We start from the raw sequence: 17,143 nt of genomic DNA on the forward strand, positions 1-17,143 counted from the left end.
AGGTTCCACGGTCAGACAGCCCAGCAGGAGCAGCCAAGCGCGCCAAAGAACCCTTTCAGATCCGATACCGGCAGGCTGGATGTCCATGCGCCAGCATGATCGTGCCCGTGCAGGCCGCAGCCGTGAGAGCAACCGCAGGAGGCCATCGCCATTTGTCGTACGGCAAGCGAGTTTTTCCCCGCGCCTTCTGGCTCTCCCCATGCGGCGTAGCCTTTGAAGGTGCGCGTTGGCGACCAGTCCGGCATCGCGGGTGGGACAGGATTGTCATCCAGGGATTCGAAAGGACCCGCCCCCCAGACGATTTTTCCGCCCACCATCGTTAATTCTGAAGACAGGAAGGAGATCTCATCCTCGGCGCAGGCAAAAAAGTCTTTGTCCGGCACAATGAGGTCAGCGAACTGACCGGCCTGAATACGGCCTTTTTTACCTTCTTCATTGGAGAACCAGGTGACGTTCTCCGTCCACATTCGGAGCGCTGTTTCCCGATCCAGGCAGTTACGACGCGGATAAAGCTGCATGCCTCCCACGGTTTTCCCGGTGATCATCCAGGCGAGAGAAACCCACGGGTTATAGGATGCTACGCGGGTAGCATCCGTACCGGCGGACACTTTCACCCCTTTTTCCAGCATACGGGCAATGGGCGGCGTGGCTTCCGCAGCGCCGGCACCGTAACGCTCAACGAAATATTCGCCCTGATATGCCATACGGTGCTGAACCGCAATACCGCCGCCTAGCGCCGCGATACGATCGATTGAACGCTCAGAAATTGTTTCGGCGTGGTCGAAGAACCAGTTAATCCCTTCAAGCGGGATATCCTGATTGACCTTCTCAAAAACATCAAGGGCGCGAGAAATGGTCTCGTCATAGGTGGCATGCAGACGCCAGGGCCAGCGGTTTTCCGCCAGAATGCGAACAACTTCTTCCAGCTCGCCTTCCATTTCCGGCGGCATATCCGGTCGCGGCTGGCGGAAGTCTTCGAAATCCGCCGCTGAAAATACCAGCATTTCACCGGCGCCGTTATGGCGGAAGTAGTCGTTACCCTGTTTGTAGGTGACGGAGCGGGTCCAGTTGAGGAAATCCTCTTTCTCTTCCTGGGGTTTCTGCGTGAAGAGGTTATAGGCCAGGCGCACGGTCATCAGATTTTCATCTGCAAGTTTCTGAATAACGGCGTAGTCATCGGGGTAATTCTGGAATCCGCCACCGGCGTCGATGACACCGGTTACGCCCAGGCGATTCAGCTCACGCATGAAATGGCGGGTGGAGTTAACCTGGTAGTCAAACGGCAGTTTGGGGCCTTTGGCCAGCGTGGCATAAAGGATGCCTGCGTTGGGGCGTGCCAGTAATAATCCGGTAGGATTGCCTTTCGCATCGCGGGTTATCTCGCCTCCGGGTGGTTCCGGCGTCTCTTTTGTATACCCGACGGCACGCAAAGCCGCGGCGTTCAGGAGCGCGCGGTCATAGAGATGCAGCAGAAACACCGGGGTGTCCGGCGCAATGGCGTTGATCTCTTCGATGGTTGGCAGACGCTTTTCCACAAACTGATGTTCAGTAAAACCGCCAACCACGCGAACCCACTGCGGTGCCGGGGTGATGGCTACCTGCCGACGCAACATATCCATCGCGTCAGCCAGCGAACGTACGCCATCCCAGCGAAGCTCCATATTGTAATTAAGCCCGCCGCGTACTACGTGCGTGTGGTTATCAATCAGCCCGGGTAATACCCGTTTGCCTTTCAGGTCGACGACTTTGGTTACCGGACCTGCGAAGGCCATAATTTCAGCGTCGCCGCCAACCGCGAGAAACTTCCCGTCTTTGACTGCGACGGCGCTGGCGGTTGGGTTGCTTTTATCGAGAGTGGTAAACAGACCATGATGCAGAATAACGTCTGCGACAACATGTTGTGTCATGAGCGTTTCTCCTCTGAGGAATGACTGTCTTCAGCTGCCTGGCGGCCGGGGAGCTGCCCGAAGATATGGCTGATGGCATGTGTTTTGGTACAGGCTGAAGAAAAGGCTGTGCCGGACAGAAGTTGTTTGCCTACCGGAATAACTTGTTCGCCGACCAGCATTCCCAGCAAGCCAAGGAGGGCTATCAGCGGTGGGGCGGGGGAGCGGACATTCAGCAAACTGTAAATAATGCCGACAAGAAGTCCGGCACCCAGAGAAAGGATATACATTTTCATGCGGACCTCATCAGGACAGGCGCAATGCGTGGTGCATTACGCCTGCCGTAAATCAGTTGGAGGTGTTATTTAGCCGGGTTTGGGCCGATACGTTCGCCGTGTTGTACGCGCTCAGGCGCTTTATGAACCATAGTATAGGCATAATCGACGCCCATGCCGTAGGCGCCGGAGTGTTCACGCACGATATCCATAATGCCGTTGTAGGTCTCTTTACGGGCCCAGTCGCGCTGCCACTCAAGAATGACCTGCTGCCAGGTTACCGGTACGATGCCTGCCTGAACCATACGATCGATAGCGTATTTGTGCGCATCAACGGAGGTGCCGCCGGAAGCATCAACCACCATATAGATTTGATAATCCGCGTCTTTGACTGCACACAGGGCAAACGTGGTGTTACAGACTTCCGTCCACAGACCGGAAACAATCACTTTCTTACGACCATTCGCCGCCAGCGCATCACGAACGTTCTGATCGTCCCATGAGTTCATTGAAGTACGTTCCAGGATGTTGTTTTCCGGGAAAACGGCCAGGAGTTCGGGATAGGTGTTACCGGAAAAACTTTCGGTTTCTACGGTCGTGATGGTGGTGGGGATATTAAACAGTTTTGCCGCTTTGGCCAGGCCAACAACGTTGTTTTTCAGTACCTGACGGTCAATAGATTGTACCCCGAAGGCCATCTGGGGTTGCTGGTCGATAAAAATCAGTTGACTGTTCTGCGGGGTGAGGACATCAAGGTAATGAGACATATCACTTTCTCCTGAACTAATATAGTGTAAGCACAACATGATTAGAAATGCGCATTCCCGAAGAGAATAATGCCGTGTTATTCCTTCCTGACGTTCAACATTTTCCCGTCGCACTTATTTCATGTTACGGTATACGTGCTGTCAGCAATGTTCGTTCCTTATCCGCGTACTCTTCCTTTTTATTTGTTATCCATCCGTCATCTGATTAATGACAGGGGAATATCTTTACCATCATTTTGATCTGTCGGTCAGAATGTGACGACAGACTCAGTTTAGAAGTTTTATGGCTAACATCAATGTTCAAAAACATTACTCACTGTCTTTTAAAATGTGACAATCATATTTTTCTCATGTCTTGTTTAAGAATTTTATACAACATGTTTAAGAAAACTTTTGGAAACTTATTATTTATTAAATATTGTTCCTTGTCATGACTCATGGGGTTTACGATTTCACCATCGGTAAACTATTATAGGGACTGTATTCATAACAGGACAATCATACGTCCCGTATCTGGTGACAGTAATGCATTTAGAAGATATTCGAATTTTTGTAACCATCGTAAATATGGGAAGTTTTACAGCAGCAGCCGAACACCTGAGTCTATCCAAACAATTTGTCAGCAGAAGAATGGCCGCGCTGGAGAAAAAAGTTTCAGCCCGATTACTGGTGCGAAATACCCGAAAGTTGTCCGTTACGGATACCGGCCAGGCTTTTTTTCATCATGCCCGGCGCATTCTGGAAGAGGTTCATGAAGCCGAGCAGGTTATCTCCGCCCGGCAGCAAAAACTGGCCGGGTCATTCAGGATTAGCCTGCCGATGACATACGGCATCAGGCGACTTGCCCCCCTGATTGTTGAATTTCAGGCGGCGCATCCAGAACTTACCGTTCATATTGATATGAATGACAGATATGTTGATGTGGTGGGTGAAGGCTACGATATGGTTTTGCGCATCGGGAACCTGATGGACTCTACCTTAATTGCTCGCTGTCTGGGTAAATTACCGATGGTGATTTGCGCCAGCCCGGATTATCTCCGTTTGCACGGTACGCCTCTGGCGCCTTCTGAACTGGCGCAGCATAGCTGCCTTTTGTATGGTCGGGAGGGGCAATTCGGCTGGAAATTGACGGAGGAAAATTCACCGAATACGTATGCCGTCAGAGGCAATCTGAGCAGTAATAACGGGGACGTGATCCGCGAGGCCGCAGAAGCGGGGGCCGGTATTGCGCTTTTGCCGCTTTTTATCGTTGAAGACTCGCTGCAACAAGGCGCTTTAGTGCAGATATTGTCTGATTACTCGCCGCCTCCGCTGACGATCAGCGCGCTGTATCCAAAACATCGCCAGCGCAGCGCAGTGACCCGGATCTTATTGCCATTTCTGGCCGAAAGAATTGCCGGCATCGTCGACCCGATTAAAAAAGCATGAGTGATGTAGGGGCTGATGTTGTCAACTAAATCAGGATAGTGAATATGTTATTTGAGTATTGATGGGCTCAGGCAGTGACATAAAATGGCCGTGTCAAGCCGACGCTGATAACTATCATATGATCATCAAAGCGATGTAATCCCTGGTATTCCAGAAGGGATAAGATGTTCGTTGCTCTTTAAAATTATGCTTACCTGATGTTCGGTTGAAATTAAACGCGTTCTCTTTTTTCTGTCATATCGCGTCTGACTTGTCCTGGCGTTTTCCCAAAGTATTGATGGAATCGTCTTGAAAAGGCTTGCTGACTGGAAAAACCTACGATAAAGGACACATCCATTATCGGTGTCCTGGTTGTCGATAAAAGTTCAAAGGCCTTATTTAATTTTAACTCTGTCACATACTGACCAAGGGTTACGCCGGTATGCGACTTGAATATTCTCTGGAGGTGCCAGGGAGAATATCCTGATCTCGCGGCTATGTCAGTAATTCGTAATGGTTTGTCTGTATTGTTGTGGAGCCATTCAAGTAGAACGTCGAGCACACTTTTGTACATGATAATACATCTGCCATTTTCGGTTATTGATTATGTATCAACGTATCATAATCATAATGCTTATATCGAACTTTATTGTGCAGTTTTTTTGATGATAATCAGCAATAAAATTATACAGCATCGGCAACCTTGTTGTGTATGTTGGTAGTGTCTTATGAGTGCTTTTATTTTGAGGATTGAATATGAAAAGAATTGGCATCAATGGTTTCGGTCGTATTGGTAGACTGGTATTACGCCGGATTCTGGAAACCGAACTGAATGTGGAAATTGTCGCTATAAACGATCTTACCTCGCCGGATGTTTTGGCTTATTTGCTGAAATATGATTCAAACTATGGTCCCTTTAACGGCACGGTTTCCCATGCTGACGGTTCAATTATCGTCAATGGTAAAGTCATCAAAGTATTTGCTGAGAAAAATGCGGGTGATATCCCCTGGGGTAGCCTGGGTATTGATGTTGTTGTGGAATGTACCGGTTTTTATACCTCAGCAGAAAAAGCGAATGCCCATATTGAAGCCGGAGCGAAAAAAGTGCTTATCTCCGCGCCTGCTGGCGATATGAAGACCATCGTTTATCATGTGAATGATGAAACGCTCACTTCTGCTGATAACATTATTTCCGTTGCGTCCTGTACGACAAACTGTCTGGCGCCGGTGGCAAAAGCCCTGAATGACGCCTTTGGTATTAACGTCGGCACGATGACGACGGTACATGCTTATACCGGCACCCAGGCTCTGGTGGATGGTCCCCGAGGTAAAGACTTCAGGGCTTCTCGTGCTGCGGCGGAAAATATTATCCCGCATACGACGGGGGCGGCCAAAGCGATTGGTCTTGTTATTCCTGAACTTAACGGGAAACTGAAAGGTCATGCCCAGCGTATTCCGGTAAAAACGGGTTCAGTGACGGAGTTAGTGACCGTCCTGAATAAGACCGTCACCGTTGAAGAGGTCAATAACGCGCTGAGAAATGCAACAGTTGATAATGAGTCATTTGGCTATACGGATGAGCCAATTGTATCGTCTGATATTATTGGCATCCATTTTGGTTCCGTTTTTGATGCGACCCAAACGGAAGTGACCGAATTTGATGGCGTGCAACTGGTCAAAACGGTCGCCTGGTATGATAATGAATACGGGTTTGTGACCCAGTTGGTCAGAGTATTGAAGAAGTATATTTCCCTCTGATTTTTGTTGAAAAGAAACCCCTGCACAAAAATGCGGGGGTTTTTAAATGGTGATATAAATTTAGGTTATGTCAGATTTTTATTGTTGATGTGCGCTGTCGTTCAGGTAATGAAAACGGCAAACATGGCTTCGTACTGCGTAAGAAAAGGAACCGGGCAGAAAAGGAATAGCAGGCATGATAAGCGTGACATATTTTATACCGCTGAGTGGAAGTAATCCGTTTGCTTCAGTAGACTTTTCCTACAGGGTTTGAATAGCGAAACGCGGCAGGTGACGTCATCACCATGTATCGGCCTGCCTGAGGCTGTGGTTTGCAGGGACAATTGTTCAGGATAATGCGACTTTCCGTCAGTCAGGCATTATCTGTTGAGGAGTTATCTGAAAATGAAAGCTGCGGCTGACAATATTCTGTTTCCTGCTCTTGAGCAGACGTTCATGGCGGTTGTCCTCGTCGACGAGCGTAACCGGGTTCTGTTCTTTAACGAAGCCGCAGAGAAATTGTGGGGCTATTCCAGGGATGAAGTGCTTGGCCGGGATATGAATATATTAATTCCCGGGCCTCTGAAGCATGTTCATGGGGATTATGTCCACCATCACCGCGACGGGGGAAATTCCCGGGTTGTCGGGATGAATCGTGAACTTCAACTGGAACGAAAAGACGGCACGCAGGTCTGGACCAGCTTTTCGCTCTCCAAAATAGACGTGGATGGCCGCATCCACTACATGGCCGCCGCCCGGGACGTCAGCAAAGAGGTGGCCAGGCGCGAGCAAAACCGTCTGTTGTTGCTTGCCGTCAATAATACGGACAGAGCCGTGGTTGTTCTGGATGAACAACGTCGTATTGTCCAGACCAACCGTGCGTTCACCAGCATGTTTGGATATGGCGCAGATGAAGCCATGAACCAGGTATTCCCTGATTTCCTGCTGTCTTCAGGAAACAGCGATGACGCGCTAAAGCGTGTGGAAGAACATCTGCGGGGAAGTCGCTGGTTTCAGGAAGAACTCCTCACCGCGACCAGAAACGGCAGGGAAGTCTGGAGCCGGGTTTCGGTAAACCCTGTCCTCAATGAGCGTGACCACCGCCAGACCCGTAACCTTGTCGTAACCTTCGTTGATATTACGGAAGAACGTAATATTCGTAATCTGGAACGGGATGTACTGGCCGCGCTGACCAGCCGGATGACTTTCCAGGAAACGGGTGATTACATCTGCCAGCGAATTGGAAATATTGCGCCAGGCGTACTGGTCTCGGTATGCCGGATCGTCGATAACCGGATGCGCCCGTGGGCAGCTCCCGGTTTTCCAAAAGAATATGGTGAATACTGGGATGGCGTGGCCGTCGGTGAAGGCGTGGCAAGCTGCGGTACTTGTGCTGTGCGTGGCGAGCCCGTCATGGTCCAGGATATCAGCACCGATCCTCTATGGGCTCCCTATAAACATCAGATGTTGCCTCATGGTTTTCGGGCATGCTGGACATACCCTGTAAAACGTCGAGATGGTTCCGTGGCAGGGACGTTTGCTTTTTATTTCAGGACACAGAATGAGCCGGATACATTTCTGGTTCGCATTGCCGATGCCAGCGTTCATCTTTGCGCTCTGGCGATTGAGCGGGAGGAAGGTCGCCAGCAAATCGACCGGCTGGTTCGGTTCGATGCCCTTACGGGGCTGCCCAATCGTCAGTATCTCTATCACCATCTGGATAAACTGCTGTCGGGTAACGAACCGGAACTCGCCGTGTTTTTCCTCGATATTAACCGTTTTCGTAAGGTGAATGAGTCACTGGGGTATTCCGCTGGCGACCAGGTGATTATCACGCTGGCTAACCGCTTGCAGGAGAGGTTCGGGCCGCATCACTTTATCAGCCGGGTGGGTGGCGCGCAGTTTGTTGTGGTGGCGAGCGCCTGTCGTGTTGATGAGGCCTCACACCTGGCTGAGCTTATGCAGCATATCGTTGGCGCTGAAATGAGCGCCGCCGGGCAGACCTTCGAGCTTAAAGCCTGTATTGGGATCAGCCATTCCATTGGCGGCGACAGGGAAACGCTGCTGGCCCACGCCGAGAGCGCGATGGAGCGGGTACGTGAAAGCGGTGGAAGCTATCAGTTTTTTAACCCGGAACTGAATCAGGCCGTCATGCAACGTCTGAAACTGGGCATGGCGCTGCGAAATGCGATTACGGAGGGGCATTTGCGGCTGGAATATCAGCCTCAGATCAGGGCTGCGGACGGGCAGGTATACGGTTTTGAAGCGCTGACCCGATGGCACGATCCGCACGCTGGCGACATCTCTCCAGGGACGTTTATTCCTCTGGCTGAAGAGACGGGAGAGATAGAGCATATCGGCCTCTGGGCGCTGCGTGAAGTCTGCCGACAGCTTTTTGAATGGCGGGAAAAGGGCACGAATGTGTCGGCAGTATCTGTAAACCTGTCTGCCCATAACTTCCGTAAGCCTGATTTACCCCGTTATATCGCCGACCTGCTGAATGAATATCAGCTGCCCGGCAATATCCTGACCATTGAAATTACGGAAAGCGCCATGATGGAACTGACGGACGAGATGCTTGCGCGGGTCAGGGAGATTCGTGCGATGGGCGCGGGGGTCTCAATGGATGATTTCGGCACCGGCTTTTCCAGTCTGGCCAGCTTGGCGTATCTGCCGGTGACGGAGGTCAAAATTGATAAAAGCTTCATTGACCGGTTCGCCCGCGATCGTCGCGTCAATGCGCTGGTCGAAGCGGTTGTCAGTATTGGGCATAACCTCGACCTGACGGTTGTGGCGGAAGGTGTGGAAAATACCCATCAGCATCAGCAACTGAGAAAAATGGGCTGTTCCGTACTTCAGGGATTTCTTTTTTCCCGACCATTGTCGGCGAATACGTTACCGGTATGGCTAGAGGCTTACCGTTCACCCTTGCAGGATGCACAATCATGAAGAAAAAACTGTTACAGATGCTGAATTTGCGTCTGCTTATTATTGCTTTTGCGTTTCTGATGACCCTCCTTACTCTTTTCAATAGTTTCTATTCAGCCTGGCGTGTCCAGAAGCAGGTACTTATTGAGAATGAACTCAGTGAAAACCAGGCATATGCGGAGAGGATTGCTTCCACTATTGATTTGTATCTGGCGGTTTTCATGGAGCGTCTGGAATACAGTGCGAGCGTCATCGGTCAGCATTTCGATGATGAGAGCATTATCTCTGGTGAAATGATGAGGATGCAGCGGCGAGATTTTGGTTTTGATTCCGTTACGCTGGTGGATGAAAAAGGCAAAATTATTGGCGTGCTGCCTGAATCCCTGAACCTGAAGGGGAAAATGCTGACCACGCCAGGCGGCGTCGAGGCTCTCAAAGAAATGCAGCCGACGGTCAGCAGCGCCTACAATTCTCTGTCCGGTAATCTGGTGGTGTATATTTCACATCCCGTCAGGAATGCGCAGGGGAAATACCTCGGTTTTATTGGCGGCGCGATTTATCTGCAAAGAAGCAACGTTCTTTCTGCGCTCATTTCTAATCATTTCCGCAATGATGACAGCTATATTTATGTCGTTGATAAAAATGACCAGCTCTTATATCACCCCGATCCGGCCCGCAGAGGGGAAAAAGAGGAAGGCAATGCCGCAGTGAAAGCCGTGGAGCAAGGGCTGAGCGGCGCGATGGAGGTGACAAACTCCCGTGGCGTGGAAATGCTGGCGGGGTATGCCAGTATAAACACCTCGGGCTGGGGCGTTGTGGCGCAAAAACCAAAAGATAAAACCCTTACTGCGCTTGATGGGCTCATGTGGCAAATGATACGCGGCGTTGTACCGCTGGGTATTGTGGGGTTGTTTATTCTCTGGTGGCTGGGGAATGAAATCGTCAGACCATTGCGTCAACTGGCGGATCACGCCATTTCGATGGACAGCGATGAGTCCGCAGAAAAAGTACGAAACGTTCGATCATGGTATATCGAAGCCTCCCGACTCAGGCGCGCGTTGCTTCAGGGAATGGAATTAATCCGGGAGAAAATGAAATGGCTGAACGATCAGGCCAGCACTGACCCGCTTACCGGGCTGGTCAACCGACGGGCGGCAGAGAAACTGCTGGCTGAATACGAACATCAGCAGCGACAGTTTGCGGTGATTTCTCTGGATATCGATCGCTTCAAAGCCGTCAACGACACGTTTGGTCATGACATTGGCGATGTTACGTTAAAAGCGCTGGCGCAGCTGCTGAAGCGAAGCTGTCGTAAAAATGATACCGCCTGCCGTATGGGAGGAGAGGAGTTTATGATGTTTTTCCCGGAGACGTCGGTAGAGGCTGCGGCGGATATTGCGGAGCGGCTGAGAAAAGAGGTCGCCGCCGCAAAGATAGAGACGGTAGGGCATATCACCATTTCTCTTGGCGTGACGGTGTGGCCGTCGGGCGTTGACTCTGTCTCTCAGGCGCTGAAACGGGCTGATGAATTGATGTACCAGGCGAAACAGGCGGGCAGAAACCAGGTGGTCGCAGGATAAAAAAGCAGGCGAATACCTTATTCGTATTCGCCTGTTATTGAATTATTTGCCCGTGTATTCAAAGACGATAATAGAACCCGGGTTACTCAGATTATGCGTTGGATGGTTGGATTCATCCATCACATTACCAAAGTTATCCGTCGCCACGTAGATTTTACGGGTGTCCGGGCTGACCAGCACCATGCGGTAACGGTTTGCCGTGTGGAAATATTTCGCGACGTCACCCTGAACATCTTTCTTATCGGCATTCAGCAGAACACGGTACAGCGCGCCATTTTTCATGGAGCTGATAATCACCGAGTTTCGCCAGCCTTTAATTACGCCGTTTTCCGGGTAGTATGCCACGCTGGATGGTGCAATTGTCGGCCAGCAGATATATGAAGAATCCGGGCCGCAGCTGGCGTCGTTATAGGTAAAGCCTTCTTTGACCGTAAAGAACGTTTTAATCGGCGCTTTAAAGTCTGCGGCTTTCCACTCTGTTTCTTTCTGGACCGGAACGCCTGCCGGAATATGGTTAGGGTCCCAGGTCAGAGACGGGCAATTCGCCGCTTCAGAGTAGTTGGCATAAACATAAGCCTGATCGTCCTGGAAACCGGCAACGTGTGGCCAGCCATAGTTGCCGCCGGGTTCGAGGATATTCAGCTCGTCATCGGAGGATGGCCCTTGTTCGGATGCGTAAAGGGTATCGCCAATAAATACCAGTCCCTGAGGGTTACGGTGTCCGTAAGTAAACAGGTGGCTTTTGATGCCTTTAATAACGGGGTTATCATCTGGAATAGAACCATCGGTATTCAGACGCAGCACTTTACCGGCATAGGCGGCATAGTCTTTATTCTTCAGTTCATTCTCAGTGGGAATACGCTGAGCTTCGATAGGTTTACAGAAATTCGCGCCCTGGTTATGCCCTTGTTCACCGATGGTATAATACAACTTCCCGTCCGGGCCAAAGCGCAGGCGTCCACCGTTGTGGTCATTGCCCGCCGGGAATCCAGCCAGGATCTCTTTTTCATTACCTAGCTTCTGGGTTTTTTCGTCATATTCCAGGCGAACGATTTTGGCGTGTTCCTTGTCGCCGTTCATATAGGTATAGGCCGTATAAACATAATTATCGCCACCCGGTTTCATGAAGTTCGGTGACAACGCCAGGCCCAGAACGCCTTCATGCTGCGGCCCGGTATGAACCCTGCTCAGCGTAATGGCGACTTTTTTCTCACCGGTTTTCGGGTTGATACGATCGATAGAAGCGGCTTTACGTTCGGTTACCCATAAATAATCATCCGGCCCCCACACCATATCCCACGGGGCATCAAGCCCGCTAATGAGGACATGCGCGGAAAAAGGTTCTGAGGCTTGTATCTCGGTTTGTTTTGAATTTGCGGCCTGTGATGAGGTTGCGGCATAACTAACGCCAGATATGGCAAGGGCTAACGTAACAGCCTGACTGATGCGCTTTATTTTATTATTCATCATTGCGTTCCTGTATATGATAAATAGTTTCGACGGATGTCGAAATTTTCAAAGATGTAACAACTATTGTCCTTGAGAGGTAATTTGTCAAGTTGCGCCAGAAGCCGATAATTTATTAAAAATGAATCTGTTGCGATAAGGTGGAATAAGTCGATTTGGGTGTGTCGGCATTGGGGGGTTGTTTAACGTGTTGTTTGTACTGAATGTTTTCTCTGGCAGTTGTTAGAGGTTCATTTGTTGGCTTCTCACAATATCGCGATATGAATTTATTGTCTCATTTTTTGAAATTCACTGTCCGACATGTGTTGTTAATGTTGATTTTCACCCACTGGATTATGTAGTTGTGTTCTATAATGAGAGTGATGTCCATGAATAATCTCTATTTTTCAGTGATAACACTTTATTTAAGGATTATCAGGCACATTTCTACCGGAGATGGTATTGTCTGAACGCGGATTTTAATTCTTGTTATTTATTTTTATAAAAGGTAATGTCATGAGATAAGGGACTGTATCTAAATATTCCCCATAAATCTTCTTTTCCTGTTTTGTATTTTGATTACGATATCGTTGATATCTGTGACAAGTAAATGATTACCGGTCATCTTAAGCTGGAGGGCATATTTATATGGCAGAACAACATTCATCAGCATGGTCACCTTTACGTAACCGTGTTTTCTTCATGTTATGGATAGCCACACTCTTTTCCAATATCGGGACCTGGATGAATGATGTTGGCGCCGGTTGGTTGATGACCAATTTAAGCCCGGACCCTGTCATGATTGCCGCTATTCAGGCAATGACCACGCTGCCCGTATTCTTGCTGGCGTTACCTGCGGGGGCTATTGCGGATATTTTCGACAAGAGAAAATTACTTATTCTTGTTAATATTATGATGCTGTGTGCCGCGTCTCTGCTCGCAATTATCGTCTATTTTAATGTTGTCAGTATCGGATGGTTATTATTCATCACGTTTATTCTCGGGTCCGGCGCCGCGTTTTTAGGCCCGGCATGGCAGGCCATTGTACCTGCTATTGTTGAACCTCATGAATTAAAATCCGGGATTGCGTTAAATAGTATGGGTATTAACATCAGCCGGGCGATCGGGCCCGCGCTGGCCGGTATTTTGATTTCACAGGTCGGTCTTTATCTTCCTTTTCTTCTGAATGCGTTGAGTTTTATTGCGATTATTGCTGCGGTATGGTGGTGGAAAGGAGAAGAAAAAACGAACGGGAGTCTTCCGGCTGAATCTGTTGTTGCCGCAATGGTTTCAGGTTTGCGTTATGCCCGTTACAGCCCTGAATTAATGAGAACAATAATAAAGGCTGCCAGCTTCTTTGTTTTTGCCAGCGCGTATTGGGCAATGCTCCCGCTGGTGGTGAGACTCTCACTTCAGGGAGATGCAACATTATATGGCGTGTTAACAACCAGTATCGGGATCGGCGCTGTCTGTGGCGCATTCAGTTTGCCCGCGCTGCGTAAGCGACTCAGTGCCGGCGCTCTTATTACCTCAGGAACATTCGGTACTGCTGCCGTATTACTGATATTCGCCGGAGCAGCATCTCAATATGCCGCCATTTTCGCCAGTATTGTGGCTGGTTTCAGCTGGATTATTACCTTGTCAACGCTCATGATATCAGCCCAGACAGCGCTCCCGGACTGGGTTCGCGCAAGAGGGCTGGCCTTGTACCTGACCGTATTTTCCGGGTCAATGGCATTCGGTTCTCTGGTCTGGGGACAAATTGCCTCGCATACGTCAGTAACCACAGCATTACTTTCTGCCGCAATCGGTATTGTCGTTGTCTGGTTATGCGTATTAAAGGTAAAAATTGACCATGACAATATTAACTTGCAGCATTCAGATCACTTTAGCCTTGCTGAGGACGGTCTTAATGATATTACCGGCCATACCGGCCCGATGCTGGTGTCTGTTTATTATCATGTCGATGCTGAAAAGAATGGCCAATTTATCAGTTTGATGAAAAAGTTAAAAAATATCCGGTTAAGGGATGGCGGTTACGCCTGGGGACTGTTTGTAGTTCCTGAGAAATCCAATGAATTTATTGAAACATTCATGGTGTCGTCATTGGCTGAACATCTGCGTCAGCACGACAGAGCGACTGTCGATGACAGACAAATACAGCAGCAACTGGATGACGTCATTCTGAATAAAAAAGCAACACACTATTTTTCTGCGAGTGTAGCGGAATCCTTTGTCATACAAGAGGAATAAGAATAAGCGTTCAGCTTATACCGTCTGGTGAATAATAGAACGTTGTGGGGCGGCAGGACTGAATCACGCATCATCCTGTCTGCCTCGTGGCAATGTAGAAATGCAAAATCACAAGACGATGGCTGATTGTGGCGGTTTTACTGAACCCGGCAGACGTCAGGAGAGGTATGTATGGTGTCCCCTGCAGGAATATGATTGATGAATTAATGAGTTGATTTTTATGAATATATAAATACTGGAATTAAAATTCTATACACTTAGTTATACACATAAGAAAAAATTAGTGCTTTTTATGGACTGGGTGTATTTTCCCCAGCCCAGCCCAGCCCAGCCCAGCCCAGCCCAGCCCAGCCCAGCCCAGCCCAGCCCAGCCCAGCCCAGCCCAGCCCAGCCCAGCCCAGCCCAGCTCAGCCCAGCCCAGCCCAACCCAACCCAACCAATGTAGCCTTTGATTTACAAATTGTTACATATATTGTTCATCAAATTTCATCATTATCAGAGATTAACAAGCACTGGCAAAGGTTGTCACTCAGTAATATTCCCTAACATTAACTATTATTCACCATTATTCACCATTCAAATTATTTGAATAAGTTTGAAGGTGTCATTCTTTACGTATTAATTCTTCTGTGCAAGTATATATACACCCAATAGAGACTAATTAAGTCTTAGAATAAATATCTAATGTGAAGGACATAGCCATGAGCTTATTGCCTCGGGAAAACGCACCCCAAAAAAACTATAGACTTCTGAGAATATCTGAAGTGATTAATTTGACTGGCTTACCCAAGTCAACAATTTATCTAAAGATAAAGAATGATGAATTTCCGAACCAAGTTTCTATCGGTTCTCGTTCTGTTGCATGGGTGGAGCATGAAGTTAATGAATGGATAGAGAAAAATATTCTCAATAGAAAATTAAACTCCTAAATTGAGGTGGAAATTATATGATTGACAATGTTTTTAAGAAAAAAATGGCATCAATTAAGAACGAACATGTGTCGGTGTTAGATAGTTACAAAGTAAGCCCATTTAAAGAAACTCATAGCGACATAGCCTGTATTGTGCGTATTATCGAAATCTATTCACTGAATAAGCTGCGTGCTAAAGGTGAAAAGCTGTATTCACTTACGGGGTTAACAGTACCTGATACGGAAGCTGTGGCGAATGAGATCAACCTGCTCCTAAGCCGTTATGCCCAGTTGTGTCGTCAGGAAGAGGAAGAGTTATCTTTCCGGCAGCGTGAAGTGACAAATGCGGAAGTTGCATGGAAAAGCACATTCTCAAAAAACGGCGTCAGTAGCATTGCTGAAGCCAAAACGAATAAAACGGGGCATGCTGAACGAGCGGATGCTGAACGGTGTTACCATCTGGCTGTTTCGCGGCTGAATGAGCAACATAGCCGACTGAGCACAATCAAGCTTTTACCGGGCATACTGGCCGATGAAGTTAACTACATTGGTAAGGGAGTTGAGAAGCGTTTACTGAGCATATTTCCTCAATCCGGCCAGATCCCTGCTGATTTTATTTCTGTGTTTAATGACGGTGACGTTGTTCGTGATATTAAATTTATTACAGATGCACTCAAATCTTTGTCTGATTCTGTTAATGAAATTATTAGCCGTTGTAGCGTTCCAACTGATCGTTATGTATTAAATAACGGTGGAATGGCAAGAACTATGGCTTACAGGGAGTACTATCGAGCAGATAATCATGTATTACGTTCAGTCGTAAGTGACCGGGATTACGTTGAGCATGTAATGAAACACAATCGGGTTACTGAGTACAAAAATAAAATCTTTTCTTAAATACTATTAAAGGTGAAAAACTATGTATGCCTTCAAAACTGAAAGGCCGGACGCAGCACGTCGTTATCATAATAAATTCGTCACTGGCACTAACTATCAGGAGGAATCAAACAGACGCTTTGCATTAAGCGAACCCACTGAAAATATACTGCGTACCTCAATTCTGGAATCCGGGTGGCTTATTAAAAATATCACCCTACGTGATGTTAACGCCGTGTCAGGTAATGCCGTCAATATTGGTGCCAGTGAACTGCATACCGGACGTGTGGATGGTGGCCGTTTCCACAAAAAAATGGCAATCAATGGTACGGAGTTCTTTCTGACAGAGACGGATACCTGCGCCCGGATCAGCTATTCCGATATGTCTCATATTTACCATACCGGTGTGCCGGATGAGTTTGAGAAAACGGTTGAGAGCTTTTTTGCTCAGGCATATGCGCTGGACATGCTGCGGGTCGGTTTCAATGGTGTGTCGATTGCAAATACTACAAACCCGGAAATCAATAAAAAAGGCGAGGATGTCAATATTGGCTGGCATGCACTGGCGAAAGCCTACGGAAACGGGAAGCAAATCATCTCTGAGCCTGTCACTCTGGGAGAGACTGGCACCTGGAAAAATATTGATTCTCTGGCCAACCATCTGATTACTGAGCTTATTGCTGAGCAGTTTCGTGAAGATCCCCGTCTGGTTGTACTGGTTGGGGCAGAGCTGGCAGCACATCAACGCCTGAAGTTATTTAATGCCGCAGACCGCCCGGCTGATGTGAATGCTGCACAGATGGCTACAAGTTCTGTTGCTGGCCGCTTTGCGTTTATTCCCCCGTTTATGCCGGGTAAGCGTCTGGCAGTAACGACGCTGGATAATCTGCATATATACACCCAGGCGATAACACGCTGGTTTCGTGCTGAGTTTGATGATGAAAACAGTGAATACGTACATTCCTACCTGCGCAATGAAGGCTATGCACTCGGTGAACCAGAACTGTACGCGGCTGTCGATGAGAGCGCTCTGACGTTTGCGGATTGACTTAGCGACAGAAAGACCCGCTCAGAGGCG

General features: G+C 48.5%; 13 protein-coding genes. 8 read left to right on the plus strand and 5 right to left on the minus strand.

What is annotated here, in order from left to right; genetic code table 11:
* Positions 1-11: 11 nt before the first annotated feature.
* From OGV67_RS05550 to OGV67_RS05560, 3 genes are all read right to left on the minus strand, one after another.
* Complete coding sequence (locus OGV67_RS05550) at positions 12-1,907, minus strand: amidohydrolase (protein WP_058667793.1); 1,896 nt, start codon at positions 1,905-1,907, stop codon at positions 12-14.
* A complete protein-coding gene (locus OGV67_RS05555) occupies positions 1,904-2,182 on the minus strand; it encodes a XapX domain-containing protein (RefSeq protein WP_012131415.1) in 279 nt (92 codons plus the stop codon). Before OGV67_RS05555 ends, OGV67_RS05550 begins: the two co-directional genes overlap by 4 nt.
* A 65-nt stretch (positions 2,183-2,247) precedes the next feature.
* On the minus strand, positions 2,248-2,928 hold the full coding sequence (locus OGV67_RS05560; RefSeq protein ID WP_012131416.1) for a hydrolase: 681 nt from the start codon (positions 2,926-2,928) through the stop codon (positions 2,248-2,250).
* 525 nt (positions 2,929-3,453) lie between these two features.
* Between OGV67_RS05560 and OGV67_RS05565 the strand changes: the two genes are divergently transcribed.
* Complete coding sequence (locus OGV67_RS05565; RefSeq protein ID WP_047462258.1) at positions 3,454-4,356, plus strand: LysR family transcriptional regulator; 903 nt, start codon at positions 3,454-3,456, stop codon at positions 4,354-4,356.
* 211 nt (positions 4,357-4,567) lie between these two features.
* Here OGV67_RS05565 and OGV67_RS05570 read toward each other — a convergent pair whose 3' ends face one another.
* Positions 4,568-4,909 carry a helix-turn-helix transcriptional regulator gene (locus OGV67_RS05570; RefSeq protein ID WP_071818848.1) on the minus strand — a complete coding sequence of 114 codons (342 nt, stop codon included), beginning with the start codon at positions 4,907-4,909 and terminating at the stop codon, positions 4,568-4,570.
* 182 nt (positions 4,910-5,091) lie between these two features.
* Between OGV67_RS05570 and gap the strand changes: the two genes are divergently transcribed.
* The 3 genes from gap (at position 5,092) to OGV67_RS05585 (ending at position 10,580) form a co-directional block, all read left to right on the plus strand.
* Positions 5,092-6,093, plus strand: coding sequence for a type I glyceraldehyde-3-phosphate dehydrogenase (gap, locus tag OGV67_RS05575; RefSeq protein ID WP_012131419.1), 1,002 nt, complete (start codon positions 5,092-5,094; stop codon positions 6,091-6,093).
* A gap of 384 nt (positions 6,094-6,477) precedes the next feature.
* Positions 6,478-9,021, plus strand: coding sequence for an oxygen-sensing cyclic-di-GMP phosphodiesterase DosP (dosP, locus tag OGV67_RS05580; RefSeq protein WP_112001802.1), 2,544 nt, complete (start codon positions 6,478-6,480; stop codon positions 9,019-9,021).
* Positions 9,018-10,580, plus strand: a complete 1,563-nt coding sequence (locus OGV67_RS05585) for a sensor domain-containing diguanylate cyclase (protein ID WP_012131422.1) — start codon at positions 9,018-9,020, stop codon at positions 10,578-10,580. The genes dosP and OGV67_RS05585 overlap by 4 nt, the downstream gene beginning before the upstream one ends.
* A gap of 42 nt (positions 10,581-10,622) precedes the next feature.
* On the opposite strand, the gene OGV67_RS05590 is transcribed toward OGV67_RS05585, so the two are convergent.
* On the minus strand, positions 10,623-12,047 hold the full coding sequence (locus OGV67_RS05590; RefSeq protein ID WP_199976271.1) for a glucose/sorbosone family PQQ-dependent dehydrogenase: 1,425 nt from the start codon (positions 12,045-12,047) through the stop codon (positions 10,623-10,625).
* Positions 12,048-12,674: 627 nt separating this feature from the next.
* On the opposite strand from OGV67_RS05590, the gene OGV67_RS05595 reads away from it, so the two are divergent.
* The 4 genes from OGV67_RS05595 to OGV67_RS05610 all read left to right on the plus strand — a co-directional run bounded on the left by OGV67_RS05595 (position 12,675) and on the right by OGV67_RS05610 (position 17,113).
* A complete protein-coding gene (locus tag OGV67_RS05595) occupies positions 12,675-14,279 on the plus strand; it encodes an MFS transporter (RefSeq protein WP_052194464.1) in 1,605 nt (534 codons plus the stop codon).
* Between the two features lie 701 nt (positions 14,280-14,980).
* The gene (locus OGV67_RS05600; protein ID WP_031602044.1) at positions 14,981-15,208 is read left to right on the plus strand and encodes a helix-turn-helix transcriptional regulator; all 228 of its coding nucleotides are present in this window, start codon (positions 14,981-14,983) and stop codon (positions 15,206-15,208) included.
* Between the two features lie 17 nt (positions 15,209-15,225).
* Complete coding sequence (locus tag OGV67_RS05605; protein ID WP_180344600.1) at positions 15,226-16,086, plus strand: hypothetical protein; 861 nt, start codon at positions 15,226-15,228, stop codon at positions 16,084-16,086.
* Positions 16,087-16,108: 22 nt separating this feature from the next.
* The gene (locus OGV67_RS05610; protein ID WP_000270793.1) at positions 16,109-17,113 is read left to right on the plus strand and encodes a P2 family phage major capsid protein; all 1,005 of its coding nucleotides are present in this window, start codon (positions 16,109-16,111) and stop codon (positions 17,111-17,113) included.
* Positions 17,114-17,143 lie beyond the last annotated feature (30 nt).

Source organism: Citrobacter sp. CK188 (assembly GCF_030333525.1).
GTDB classification, from domain to species: Bacteria; Pseudomonadota; Gammaproteobacteria; order Enterobacterales; family Enterobacteriaceae; genus Citrobacter_B; species Citrobacter_B koseri.